Source organism: Nevskiales bacterium, from assembly GCA_035574475.1.
Classification (GTDB): Bacteria; Pseudomonadota; Gammaproteobacteria; order Nevskiales; family DATLYR01; genus DATLYR01.
In genome coordinates, this window is sequence record DATLYR010000209.1 from 1 (window position 1) to 12,226 (window position 12,226).

Annotated in this window: 11 protein-coding genes; 6 read left to right on the forward strand and 5 right to left on the reverse strand. The window is 67.8% G+C overall.

Going from position 1 to position 12,226, the window contains the following annotated elements:
• A partial coding sequence (locus VNJ47_12670; GenBank protein HXG29685.1) for an acyl-CoA dehydrogenase family protein occupies window positions 1-607 on the reverse strand: 607 nt, incomplete at its 3' end.
• Between the two features lie 64 nt (window positions 608-671).
• Between VNJ47_12670 and VNJ47_12675 the strand changes: the two genes are divergently transcribed.
• The gene (locus VNJ47_12675; GenBank protein HXG29686.1) at window positions 672-2,393 is read left to right on the forward strand and encodes a potassium/proton antiporter; all 1,722 of its coding nucleotides are present in this window, start codon (window positions 672-674) and stop codon (window positions 2,391-2,393) included.
• Window positions 2,390-3,250, forward strand: coding sequence for a DMT family transporter (locus tag VNJ47_12680; GenBank protein HXG29687.1), 861 nt, complete (start codon window positions 2,390-2,392; stop codon window positions 3,248-3,250). Before VNJ47_12675 ends, VNJ47_12680 begins: the two co-directional genes overlap by 4 nt.
• A 25-nt stretch (window positions 3,251-3,275) precedes the next feature.
• Here VNJ47_12680 and VNJ47_12685 read toward each other — a convergent pair whose 3' ends face one another.
• From VNJ47_12685 to VNJ47_12695, 3 genes are read right to left on the reverse strand one after another with little or no spacing between them, the layout of a single operon-like run.
• Window positions 3,276-3,725 carry a DUF3106 domain-containing protein gene (locus tag VNJ47_12685; protein HXG29688.1) on the reverse strand — a complete coding sequence of 150 codons (450 nt, stop codon included), beginning with the start codon at window positions 3,723-3,725 and terminating at the stop codon, window positions 3,276-3,278.
• Window positions 3,706-4,053 carry a hypothetical protein gene (locus VNJ47_12690; protein ID HXG29689.1) on the reverse strand — a complete coding sequence of 116 codons (348 nt, stop codon included), beginning with the start codon at window positions 4,051-4,053 and terminating at the stop codon, window positions 3,706-3,708. Before VNJ47_12690 ends, VNJ47_12685 begins: the two co-directional genes overlap by 20 nt.
• A complete protein-coding gene (locus VNJ47_12695; GenBank protein ID HXG29690.1) occupies window positions 4,050-4,664 on the reverse strand; it encodes an RNA polymerase sigma factor in 615 nt (204 codons plus the stop codon). The genes VNJ47_12690 and VNJ47_12695 overlap by 4 nt, the downstream gene beginning before the upstream one ends.
• Before the next feature lie 430 nt (window positions 4,665-5,094).
• Between VNJ47_12695 and VNJ47_12700 the strand changes: the two genes are divergently transcribed.
• From VNJ47_12700 to VNJ47_12710, 3 genes are all read left to right on the forward strand, one after another.
• Entirely contained in the window at window positions 5,095-7,110 is a 2,016-nt protein-coding gene (locus tag VNJ47_12700; protein HXG29691.1) for a primosomal protein N', read from the forward strand.
• Window positions 7,111-7,198: 88 nt separating this feature from the next.
• Window positions 7,199-8,149, forward strand: a complete 951-nt coding sequence (locus VNJ47_12705) for a site-specific DNA-methyltransferase (protein HXG29692.1) — start codon at window positions 7,199-7,201, stop codon at window positions 8,147-8,149.
• A gap of 14 nt (window positions 8,150-8,163) precedes the next feature.
• Window positions 8,164-8,895, forward strand: coding sequence for a PaeR7I family type II restriction endonuclease (locus VNJ47_12710; protein ID HXG29693.1), 732 nt, complete (start codon window positions 8,164-8,166; stop codon window positions 8,893-8,895).
• On the opposite strand, the gene VNJ47_12715 is transcribed toward VNJ47_12710, so the two are convergent.
• Window positions 8,892-10,358: a hypothetical protein gene (locus VNJ47_12715; GenBank protein ID HXG29694.1), complete on the reverse strand. Its 1,467-nt coding sequence runs from the start codon at window positions 10,356-10,358 to the stop codon at window positions 8,892-8,894. The genes VNJ47_12710 and VNJ47_12715 overlap by 4 nt on opposite strands.
• A gap of 128 nt (window positions 10,359-10,486) precedes the next feature.
• On the opposite strand from VNJ47_12715, the gene VNJ47_12720 reads away from it, so the two are divergent.
• The coding region (locus VNJ47_12720; GenBank protein ID HXG29695.1) for a DUF2339 domain-containing protein at window positions 10,487-12,226 on the forward strand (1,740 nt) is incomplete at its 3' end.

Sequence of the window (12,226 nt, forward strand, 5' to 3'; positions counted from 1 at the left end):
GGCCGATCTTCTCCAAATTGCGGCCGCGCGCGAAGCCGGGCGTGGTGGCCTCGACCAGGAACAGCGAGGTGCCCTTGGCGCCGGCCCTGGGATCGGTCTTGGCGAAGACGATCAGCAGGTCGGCATGCTGGCCGTTGGTGATGAAGGTCTTCTGGCCGTTGATCACGTAATGATCGCCGTCGGCGATGGCCGTGGTGCGGATGCCCTGCAGATCGGAGCCGGCGCCCGGCTCGGTCATGCAGATCGCGCCCACCCTCTCGCCGCTGACCAGTTTCGGAATGTACTTGCGCTTCTGTTCCTCGGTGCCGAGATGGGCGATGTAGGGACAGACGATGTCCGAGTGCACCGCCACGTTCGCGGCCATGGCGCCAAAGCCCAGTCGCCCGATCTCCTCGAGCACCACGCAGGAATACTCGAAGGGCGCGCCGATGCCGCCGTACTCGGCAGGCGCATCCACGCACAACAGGCCCGCCTCACCCAGCTCGTTCCACAGCGCGCGCGGCGCGATGCCGGCGCGCTCCCACTGGTCGTAGTAGGGCACGACCCGGTCCTTGAGGAAACGGACGACGGTGTCGCGGAACAGTTCAAGTTCGCTGTCGGAGGTCATGGTTGGCTCGCTCGGGCAGGGCGGGGAGAATTCGAATTTTACCGCCTCCGGATAAACTGGGCGCATGGAGTTCGTCAACCAGATGATCCTGCTCGCCGGGTTGCTGTTCGTGGTCAGCATCCTCGCCACCGTGGTCACGCCGCGTCTGGGCGTGCCGCTGCTGCTGGTATTCCTGGTGATCGGCATGCTGGCCGGCGAGAATGGCCCCGGCGGCATCGTATTCAACGACTACCGCCTGGCCAACCTGGCCGGAACCGCCGCGCTGGCGGTGATCCTGTTCGATGGCGGCATGCGCACGCAGCTGCAGAGCTTCCGCGTCGCGCTGGCGCCCTCCGCCACGCTGGCCAGCCTGGGCGTGCTGCTGACCTGTCTGTTGACCGGTCTGGCCGCGGCCCACATCCTCGGCTTCGGCTGGGCGGAGGGGTTGCTGATCGGCGCCATCGTCGCCTCGACCGACGCGGCGGCCGTGTTCTCTCTGCTGCACACCAGCGCGGTGTCGCTCAACCAGCGCGTGACCGCGACTTTGGAGATCGAGTCCGGTACCAACGATCCGGCGGCCGTGTTCCTGACCCTGGCCCTCATCCAGTACCTGCTCGGGCCGTCCGAATTCGGATGGCTGGATTCGCTGCTGTTCTTCCTGTGGCAGATGGGCGGCGGCGCCGTGCTCGGCCTGGGCGGCGGCTGGCTGGCCATGCAGGCACTGAACCGCTTACGCCTGGCCGAATCGCTCTATCCGCTGCTGGCGCTGTTCAGCGGGCTGCTGATCTTCGGGGCCGCTGCCAACCTCAATGCCAGCGGCTTCCTTGCCGTTTACATCGCAGGCCTGATCCTGGGCAACCGGCCCGTGCATGGTTTCAGCGCCATACGCCGCTTCCACGACGGCATCGCCTGGATGGCACAGATCGGGATGTTCGTGATTCTGGGTCTGCTGGTCACGCCGGTGCAGCTGGCGCCGCTGGTCGTGCCGGGCTTGCTGATCGCCGGCGTGATGATCGTGTTCGCACGGCCGTTGGCGGTGTGGCTGTGCCTGCTGCCGTTCCGCTTCCCCTGGCGTGAGCAGCTGTTCATCGCCTGGGTCGGACTGCGCGGCTCGGTGCCGATCCTGCTGGCGACTTACCCGCTGATGGCGGGGCTCGAGCATGCGCTGCTCTACTTCAATGTCGCCTTTTTCATCGTACTGGTGTCGCTGGTGCTGCAGGGCTGGAGCATCGCGCCGGCGGCGCGTCTGCTGGGCCTGCAGGTGCCGAACAGCGAGGTGCGCGTGCATCGCAGCGATTTCGATCTGCCCGGCCAGCAGGGCTACGAGATCGTCAGCTACCGCGTCGCGCCGCACAGTATGCCGGCCAACCGCCCGACCAAGAACCTGCCCCTGCCCGAGAACAGCCGCATCGTCTGCGTGGTACGCGATGGACGGCTGCTGAGCAGGGACTGGGGCGCCTTGCAGCCGGGGGATTACGTATCGTTGTTGACCGAAAAAGACAGCCTGCCGGCACTGGACCAGCTGTTCCAGGCCGAGGCGCCGCCGCCACGCGGCCGTGCGCGCCGCTTCTTCGGCGAATTCATCATCAATCCCGAGGCCTCGCTAGCGGAACTGGCGGACAGCTACGGCCTGGAGCTGCCGCCAGGCCACGCCGGTGAAACCGTCGCGCAATTCGTCGAGCGTACGCTGCCGCGGCCCGTGGTCGGCGACCGCGTGACGCTGGGCGACTTGCAGCTGGTGATCAAGTCCATGGAGGATGGAAGAGTCACCGCCATCGGCCTGCGCTTCAACCTGGAGCAGACTTGAGCTGGTTCTGGCTCGCGCTGGCCAGCGCCTTCCTGCTGGCCTCCGGCGACACCGCCGCGAAACGGCTGCTGCAGGGCTACGAGGCCCGCGAGATGACGCTGGTCTATGCGGTGTTCGCCGCGCTGTGCCTGCTGCCCTGGCTGCTCTGGCTGCCCTGGCCGGCGTTCACGCCGGCATTCTGGGGCTGGGTTGCGGCGCTGATCCCGCTCGAATTCCTCGGCATGCTGCTGTATCTCGCCGCGATCCGCGACAGCCCGCTGGCGCTGACCGTGCCCTATCTGGCCTTCACCCCGGTCTTCATGGTGCTGACCGGCTACCTGGTGCTGGGCGAGCGGGTTTCCGCGCAGGGTCTGGCCGGCATCGGGCTGATCGTCATCGGCGCCTACAGCCTGAATGCCGAGCACTGGCGCGGCGGCTGGCTGGCGCCGCTGCGCGCCATCGCGCACGAACGCGGCTCGCGCTACATGCTGGGCGCAGCGGCGGTCTACAGCCTGACCTCGGTCATGGGCAAGGCCGCGATGCAGCACGTGCCGCCGGTGTTCTTCGGGCCGTTCTATTTCCTGCTGCTCGGGCTGGCCGCGCCCCTGGTGCTGGCCGCGGACCGGCCGGCGCGGCTGAAGGCGCTGTGGCGGCGGCCGGCGGCGCATCTGCTGATCGGGCTGCTGGCCTCGGCCATGGTCATCACGCATTTTCTTGCGCTGGCGCAGGTGGAGGCGGCCTATATGATCGCGGTCAAGCGCAGCAGCCTGCTGTTCGGCATTCTCTACGGCGCGCTCCTGTTCGGCGAGCAACGCCTGCGCCAGCACCTGGCCGCTGGTGCGCTCATGGTCGCCGGTGTCGCGGTGCTGGTGCTATGAGCGGCGATTCCGGCCAGAAGATCGGCTAACCTCCGCTGGCAGACTCATCAGCACCGTGGCGCTCGGGCCACAAACCGCGGCAATCCACGTCTTCGCCGGCGCGACGCCGCTGCTTGCAGTCGCGGATCGCCTGCTGGCGCTCGGGTGGCAGCCGTTCGAAGGCCTCGCGCCGCGCACGGATCCGTTCGCGCATCTGTGCCCGCTGTTCAGGCGTCATGTGCTTGAACTTCTCGTGACGCGCCTGTATCCGCCGACGCTCCTCGGGTGTCATTTTCTGCCAGCGTTCGGCACCCTCCAGCATGCGCTGCTGTCGCTCGGCCGACAGCGCGTTCCAACGCTCCTGATGCATCTGCAGCAACAGCTGCTGCTGCTCGGGCTTCAGCTGGTCCCAAGGGGTGCCGGGCGTCTGCGCCGGCACGGACGCCGCGAAGAGGGCCAGCACAAGCGCGGCGCCGCTAAACAGACTCGTCTTCATCGCCGTATTCCTCCAGCCATTGGTAAAACTCCAGGTTCTCGTACAACTCCTCGCTCTCGGCCACTGCCGTCAGCCAATCGCCAGCCGCATCGCGGGCTGCCGGACGCTGTGTGGACAGCAACGCGGCGGCCAGGGTCAGCACCAGCGTGGCAGCCAGCGCCGGTCGCCAGCCGAACCCCCGTGCCGGTGCATCGTTCAGCGCGCGGCGGCGGGCCACACGCAACCGAGCGATCGTGAACGGATCCAGCGTGGCGATACTGCGCTCGAGTTCGGCGCAGGCCGCCGCCATGAGGGCCCGATCGCGGTTCGTGATGGGTTCATCGTTCATGGCCATTCCTCACCCAGTTCGTTTCTCAGGCGCGCCAGCGCACGGGACAGATGGGTTTTCACGCTCCCGGTGCCCAGCCCCAGTGCCTGCGCCGTGGCGCTGACATCCAGGCCCTCCCAGACGCGCAGCAGAAAAACCTGTTGCTGACGCAGAGGCAGGGCCTGCAAAGCGGCTTCCAGCCGACTCATGCTCCGCTCGCGCTGCAGGGCGTGCAGCGGATCGCTGGCCACGCCGGCCGGACAGCCATCCATGGCGGCCACGGCCTCCTCGCCTCCGAACAGGCGCCAGCCGCCACGGCGGTGACGACGGTGCCAATCGAAGATGCGGCTTTGCAGCACGCGATAGAACAGCGGCGACCACTCGGTTTGCGGTCGCTGCCGATAACGGCGCACGAAACCGAGCATGGACTCCTGGACCAGATCCAAGGCCTCGTCACGATTGCGGACTGCGAACTCGGCCAGCCGCAGCGCACGACGTTCGACCGCGGCCAGAAAGGCATCCAACTCCACCTCGAGGCTCGGGTTCATGGCAGTGACCGGGCCGACGGCATCCGCGCCCGCCCTGGTGAAGGGCGGGTGTTCACGGTCTTTGGGCAGGCGGGAAAACTTCATGACAGCCTTAACGCACGGCACACGCGTGGGTTGACAGCCGGGGCGTCACAAACACTCAAAAACCCGCGGTTTTATGGCCTTTGACCCTCGCCTGCAGCGATCCGGTTATGCACACAGACCGTGGAACATATCCTGGGTATGCGGGGTGTGCAGGCGATTACGAGAAATGCCTCGGTATAGGCACATCTCATTGAAATGAAATGAGTTATTTCCTCGTGCCCTGCCCGGGTCGTGAAACCGTGAAACACCCGCCACTTCATCCCGGGCGGGCCGCCAACGAACTATCCCCACAGTTATCCACAGGGCGGAAAGCAGCAAAGCCGCATGAAAAAAGGGCTGATCGAAAAGTGACGGAACCGGGGCCACCGATACGGCAGCCACCCCGAGAAAACGCCTCGCGGTCGAGCCGCTAACCGTTACAGTAGCGCGCATGCCCGCCACCACCCCTGCCGCTGTCCTGCAGATCGCCGTGCCTGCGCCGCTGTTCCAGGCCTTCGACTACCTGCCGCCGGCCGGTGTTGACGCGCAACAACTGCAGCCCGGCGTGCGCCTGCGCGTGCCCTTCGGCCGCGGACGGCGCATCGGCGTACTGCTCGGCACGGCCGCCCAGACCGAGGTCAGCGCCGGCAGGCTCAAACGCGCGCTGGAAATCCTGGACGATGAACCGGTATTGCCGCCCGATCTGCTCGAGCTGTGCCGCTGGGCTGCCGAGTACTACCACCACCCGCTGGGTGAAGTGCTGGCGACCGCCCTGCCGGCGCGGCTGCGCGAGGGCGGCCCGCTGCGCGCGGCACGCAGCCGCAAGACCGCTGAATCCCCGAGCCCAGCGGGCCCGCCTCCGCCGCTGAATCCCGAGCAGGCGCAGGCCCTGGCGCAGGTTCGCGAAGCGCTCGGGCGCTTCCAGCCCCTGCTGCTCGAGGGCGTGACCGGCAGCGGCAAGACCGAGGTTTACCTGCGGGCCATCAGCGAGGTGGTCGCGCAGGGCCGGCAGGCGCTGGTGCTGGTGCCGGAAATCGGCCTGACGCCGCAGTTCGTGGCGCGCTTCCGTGCGCGCCTCGGCGCGCAGCTGGCGCTGGCGCACTCGGGCCTGGCCGACGGCGAACGGCTCAATGCCTGGCTGGCGGCGCGCAGCGGCGAGGCCGGTGTCGTGATCGGCACGCGCTCGGCGGTATTCACGCCGCTGCCGCGGCTGGGCCTGGTCGTGATCGACGAGGAGCACGACGCCTCCTACAAGCAGCAGGAGGGCTTCCGCTATTCGGCGCGCGACCTCGCCATCCGCCGCGCGCAGCAGGCCGGTGTGCCGGTGCTGCTGGGCTCGGCCACGCCCTCGCTGGAGAGCCTGCACAACGCCATCGCCGGTCGCTACCGGCTGCTGCACCTGAAGCAGCGCGCCGGCGCGGCCGAGCACCCGCCCATGCATCTGATCGACGTGCGCGGGCAGCATCTGCGCGAAGGCCTGTCGAACGCGCTCATCGCCCATGTCCGCCGGCATCTGGACGCCGGCGGCCAGGCGCTGCTGTTCCTGAACCGGCGCGGCTTTGCGCCGACGCTGATGTGCCACAGCTGCGGCTGGGTGGCGGACTGCAGGCGCTGCGACGCGCACATGACCCTGCACCGCGCACACGACAAGCTGCGCTGCCATCACTGCGGCGCCGAGCGCCCGCCCGAGCCGGCCTGCCCGCAGTGCCGCTCCCAGGACCTCTTGGCCGTCGGCCAGGGCACCGAGCGCGTGGAACAGGCGCTGCAGGAACTGTTCCCGGGCGTGGGGCTGGCGCGCATCGACCGCGACACCACGCGCCGCAAGGGCGCGCTCGACCGCCTGCTGGACGAGGTCCACAGCGGTCAGGCGCGGCTGCTGATCGGCACGCAGATGCTGGCCAAGGGCCATGATTTTCCCGAGGTCACGCTGGTCGGCGTGCTCAATGCCGATGCCGGGCTGTTCAGCGCCGACTTCCGCGCACCGGAACGCATGGCGCAGCTGATCACGCAGGTGGCCGGACGCGCCGGGCGCGCCAGCAGGCCGGGCGAGGTCTATATCCAGACCCACCAGCCGCAGCACCCCCTGCTCAACCAGTTGATCCGCGCCGGCTACCGGGCCTTCGCCGAGGCCGCGCTCGAGGAACGGCGCGAGGCGGCTTATCCCCCGTACGGCCACCTGGCGCTGCTGCGCGCCGAATCCGTGCAGCCGTCCGCAGCGCTGCAATTCCTCGACGAGGCCGCCGCGCTGGCGCGCGCGGCGCTGCCCAAAGACCTGGAGCTGTGGGGGCCGGTGCCGGCGCCGATGGAACGCCGCGCCGGCCGCGTGCGCGCGCAGCTGCTGCTGCAGTCGCCCGCGCGCAAGCCACTGCACGCCCTGCTGCGCGACTGGGTGCCGCAACTCGACCAGCTGCCCGCCGCACGGCGCGCGCGCTGGTCGCTGGATGTCGACCCGCAGGATTTGATGTAACGAATGGGCTCTTCCGATTTAGCCCTATAATCGGGCCATGCACGCCTTGACCCGTCACGCTGCTGACCCTGCGCCTCAGATTAGCGACGTGGCGGCTTACCTGCCGCCGGAAATCGGCCCGATCTCCAACCCCCAGACCGATCTGCCCCGTCTGGCCAAGGATCCGAAAGTCATCACGGCGATCGAGGCTCGCCTCGCGCAGATACCAACCACCCATCATCTGTATCTGCACGATTCGCGGAAAGTCGGCTTTCTGCCGCCCAATAGCGTGCATCTCGTACTGACCTCGCCGCCGTACTGGACGCTCAAGGACTACCGCGAGCATCCCGACCAGATGGGCTTTATCGCCGACTACGAACAGTTTCTGAGTGACCTGGATCGCGTGTGGAAGATTTGCTACGAAGCGCTTGTGCCAGGTGGGCGGTTGATATGCGTGGTAGGGGATGTCTGTCTGTCACGACGCAAGAATGCCGGCGAACACGCCGTCATACCGCTGCATGCCTCGATCCAGGAGCATTGCCGGCGTCTGGGTTTCTCGAATCTGGCGCCGATCATCTGGCACAAGATCGCCAACGCCGCCTATGAGGCCAACGGCAACGGCGGCGGTTTTCTGGGAAAGCCGTATGAGCCGAATTCGGTCATCAAGAACGACATCGAATTCATCCTGATGGAGAGAAAGCCCGGCGGATACCGCAGCCCGTCACTGGCCACCCGGATCCTGAGCCTGATTCCCGCGGATCGACACAAAATCTGGTTCCAGCAGATCTGGACCGGCGTCACGGGCGCCTCCACCCGTCACCATCCCGCGCCTTATCCACCCGAACTGGCGGAGCGCCTGGTACGCATGTTCTCGTTCGTGGGTGATACCGTTCTCGACCCTTTCATGGGCACAGGCACCACCAATGTCGCTGCCGCGACCTGGGGCCGCAACAGTATCGGCATCGAAGTTGACCCCGTGTATTTCGATATGGCGGCCCAACGTATCGAACGGGATCTGCCACGCATGTTCGCCCAGCACCACGTATTTTCTCATCGCTGACGGAATCCCGTTTAATGGACGTGAACAAGGGACTGGCTGCGGCCGTCGCTTACTTCTGGAAAGTCCGCCATCGTCAGAAGCGCTTTCAAGGCAAAAAGAGCGGGCGCAAGGATGCCGGCAACCGGGGTGCCGTTACCGGCGGCAAGCATGCTGACGGTTTTGTCAGGCTGATTGCGGATATCGTTAAAGAGGCCGGCCTGCCGGAGGCCTGTGTCTACGCGCGTGAAAAAGCCGCGCGCACGCTGCCGGGGTATTTTCGCCCCAGCAAGGAATGGGATCTGGTGGTCGTTTCCCGCGGCGAGATCGTTGCCGTGGTCGAAGTCAAATCCCAGGTTGGCAGTTTTGGCAACAATTTCAACAATCGCGTCGAAGAGGCCCTGGGCAATGCGACCGATTTCTGGACAGCCTACCGGCAAGGCATATACAAGCCTTCGCAGAGGCCCTGGTTGGGCTATCTGTTCATGCTGGAGGAACACGTAAAGTCGCTGAGACCGGCCCGGCGGGTCAGTTTGCGTCACTTTCCGATGGATCCCGCCTTCCAGGAATGCTCTTATGCACGGCGGTATGAGTTGGTATGCGAACGTCTTCTGCGTGAGCGGCTTTACGACGCCACCTGTTTCTTCACTTCAAGCCGGAAGAGCGGCTTGCGCGGTGAGTTTCACGAACCGAATTCCGAGTTAAGCATCCGGAAATTCGCCGTATCCCTGCACGCGCGCGCTGCTGCATTCGCGAAACTACAAACCTAGCGCGGCGGCGCGACGAACAGGCGATCGAGGAAATCCGGGTCGTCGAAATGGGCCTGGCCGACGAAGGCCGTGGCATGCCGGCCCCACTGGCGCATGGCGCCGGGGCTGTGGATGCCGCTCGGCCACAGCCAGAAACGCTCCAGCCGCGCTGTCCCAGGCACGATGCCACGGCGTCCGAACAGGCTGCGGCGGCGGCCGGTGCCGTCCTCGAGGCTCAGCAGTTCGGCGTAAGGGCGCAGTTCGTATGGCCGGCTTTCCTGCGCCGCCACCTCGCCCCGCGGCACCACGCGGCGCACGTAATGCGTGGCGCTCTGCAGGCGGATCGCCAGCGGGCCGCCGCCGACCTCGCCCTGCGGGAACAGCATCGGCTCGTCCCAGGCGCTGCCCTGTGGCCGGCGGGCCAGCGGGCGCGCGGGGAAGTAGTAGCGGTAACAGCCACAGGAATGGATGGTGTCGTAGACCAGCGGCCGTCCGTCGCGCGCCAGGGTGACGCGCCAGAGCACGCCATCCAGCGCGCCCGCGTAGGAATCGAGCGGCTTTTGTGGCGGCCGTTCGGAGAACCACAGGGCATAGACCAGCTGCGGCAGCACCACGCCGTTAAAGCGCGTCCAGGCGGTCAGATAATAGGTGACCGGCTGCGCGCTATCCACGCCGGGCCGGCCATTCGGCAGCCGCGGCACGCCCGGCAGGTCGAAGTCGCCATTCGTCTCCTGCCACCAGACCGGTGCGTACGCCTGCACCAGTCGTTGCCACTGTTCCGCGCTGAGCCGTGGGACGCCGAGTGAATCCTCGTTGGAGGGCGACAGCCAGCCCGCGACCGTGCCGGGATCCAGAACCTGCACACCCGCCGGCGGGTGCCACAGCACCAGTCGTCCCGGTGCGTCGAGCTGCGCGAGCGGCGTGGCGTAATCGCGCCGCACCTCCTCGTGAAACCGGCGGATGCCGCGGTTCAGGAACGGCACCGCCAGCGGATACAGCCCGATCATGCGCCTGAACACCGAGTAATCCGACGGCGGCAGTACCAACTCGCGCAGCCGCTGGCGCTGCTGCGCCTCGCGGAAGTCATGCGTCGCCAGGGCCTGGGCGCATTCGTCCAGCCGCTGCAGCTTCTCGCGGACGCCGGCCGCGCCGGCGTTCTGCAGCTCGATTGCGCGCGCGACCAGGTCCTGCTGGCGCAGATGGCCGACCCAGGTGTCGAAGCGTTCGCCGTCCAGCGCAGCGTCGCGCAACGAGGCCAGGAAGCGCGTGCTGCGCAGGTAGGGGAAGCCCGGCACACGGTGGCTGCCCGCGTCGCGCGCGCCGCTTTCGTCCACCCGCGCATCGAGTTCCGCGTACAGCTGCCGGCAGCGCGTCACCTCGTCGTCCGGCGACGCGGGGCGGGGGCCGGGCTGCGCGCAGCCGGCGGCCAGCAGCGCCAGCAGCACGGCGAAAAGAGGGCTCGAAGGGTGGGGGCGTGGGTTCATGCGCGGCTTCCGGACGAGGGTCCATGCTAGCAAAGCCGGATCGGGCACCGGGCGCCCGCTGCGCGGCCGCCGTTGTAGACTCTGGGCCAGCTGCGCCTCGCAAAAAAACGAGCCGGGGAGGGCCGCGCATGTCGATTCCGCAAACGCCGGGGGTCTGGCCGCAGGTCTGGCGCGCGCTCGCGGCCGCCGCCCTCGGTGCGTTGCTCATGGCCGCCGCCGTGGATCTCTTCGATCTGTACGGGCTGCGGGTTTACCTGGTGCAGTTCGGCGCGCTGGGCGGCTTTGCGTGGTCGCTGCTGAGCCACTGGCAGAAACGCTTCGCGGCGCTCGAAGCGGCACTCAAGACGACACCGGCCCGGCCCGTGGCAGCCGTTGCGGCGCCGGCGCCTGAACCCGCCGTCTCGCAGCCTGCCGCGGCGCCGCCCGCAACCGCCGCCGCTACGGCGCGACCGCCCACTCCGGAACCGCCGTCCCGGCCGAGCTGGAAGGAAGCGGCGCCGCAGTCGCTCGAGCCGAGCCTGCTGTCGCGCTGGGTGGAGGCGGGCCTGGCCTGGTTCAAGCGCGGCAACCCGATGGCGCGGGTCGGCATCGTGGTGCTGTTCTTCGGCGGCGCCTTCCTGGCGCGCTACGCGGCCGAATCCGGCCTGTTCCCGATCGAAGTGCGGCTGATGACGCTGGCCGCCGGCGCGATGGTCCTGCTCGGCCTCGGCTGGCGGCTGCGCGACAATAACCGCAACTACGCGCTGATTCTGCAGGGCGGCGGCATCGCGGTGCTGTACCTGACCGTGTTCGCCGCGCTCAAGCTCTATCACCTGGTGGCGCCGGGCTTCGCGTTGCCGGTGATGATCGTCATCGCGCTCGCCGCCGCGGTGCTGGCGGTGGCGCAGAACGCGCTGGTGCTGGCGGTGATTGGTTTTTCCGGCGGCTTCCTCGCGCCGATCCTGACCTCCACCGGCAGCGGCAACCACATCGCGCTGTTCAGCTACTACAGCGTGCTGAACCTCGGCGTGTTCGCCATCGCCTGGTTCCGCGCCTGGCGCGTGCTCAACCTGGTGGGCTTCCTGTTCACCTTCGGCGTGGCCGGCGCCTTCCGCGCGTTTTCCTACCAGCCCGAAGACCTGGTCAGCACCGACTTCTTCCTGCTGCTGTTCTTCGTCATGTACGTGGCGATCTCGATCCTGTTCTCGCTGCGCCAGCCGCCGCAGCTGAAAGGCTATGTCTCCGGCAGCCTGGTGTTCGGCCTGCCGGTGGCGGCGTTCACGATCCACGCCACGCTGGTGCATCAGCTCGCCTTCGGCCTGGCCTGGAGCGCGCTCGGCTTCGGCCTGTTTTACCTCGCGCTCGCGGTGCTGCTGTTCGTCTCGCGCAATCCCAACCTGCGGCTGCTGGCCGAGGCCTTCGCGGCGCTGGGCGTGGTATTCGCCAGCCTCGCCGTGCCGCTGGCCTTCGATGAGCGCACCACCGCGGCGATGTGGGCGGTGGAGGGCGCCGGCTTGCTGTGGATCGGCGTGCGCCAGGACCGCCGGCTGGCGCGCGGCTTCGGCGCGCTGCTGCAACTGGCGGCCGGCTTCGGCTTCCTGCTCGGCTTCGACAACCTGCCGGCCGAGCGGGCGCTGCTCAACAGCGCCTGGATCGGGACGGTGCTGCTGGCGCTGTCCGGCCTGGCCTGCGGGCTGTGGCTCGCGCGCGTCGCGGCGCAACGCGCGCAGTGGGAACGACACTGGGACACGGCGCTGGGGTTGTGGGGTATCGGTTGGTGGCTGTTCGGCGGCCTGCAGGAAATCGACCGCTTCCTGGCGCAGGCACATGAATTCGGCGCGACGCTGACCTTCGTCGCCGCCACGCTGCTGGCGCTGCACGCCTTCGGC

Excerpts from the sequence above, each read along its gene's own strand:
- VNJ47_12675 (HXG29686.1), top strand. The coding sequence starts at position 672 with ATGGAGTTCGTCAACCAGATGATCCTGCTCGCCGGGTTGCTGTTCGTG.
- VNJ47_12685 (HXG29688.1), bottom strand. The coding sequence starts at position 3,725 with ATGAAGACGAGTCTGTTTAGCGGCGCCGCGCTTGTGCTGGCCCTCTTC.
- VNJ47_12690 (HXG29689.1), bottom strand. The coding sequence starts at position 4,053 with ATGAACGATGAACCCATCACGAACCGCGATCGGGCCCTCATGGCGGCG.
- VNJ47_12695 (HXG29690.1), bottom strand. The coding sequence starts at position 4,664 with ATGAAGTTTTCCCGCCTGCCCAAAGACCGTGAACACCCGCCCTTCACC.
- VNJ47_12700 (HXG29691.1), top strand. The coding sequence starts at position 5,095 with ATGCCCGCCACCACCCCTGCCGCTGTCCTGCAGATCGCCGTGCCTGCG.
- VNJ47_12710 (HXG29693.1), top strand. The coding sequence starts at position 8,164 with ATGGACGTGAACAAGGGACTGGCTGCGGCCGTCGCTTACTTCTGGAAA.
- VNJ47_12715 (HXG29694.1), bottom strand. The coding sequence starts at position 10,358 with ATGAACCCACGCCCCCACCCTTCGAGCCCTCTTTTCGCCGTGCTGCTG.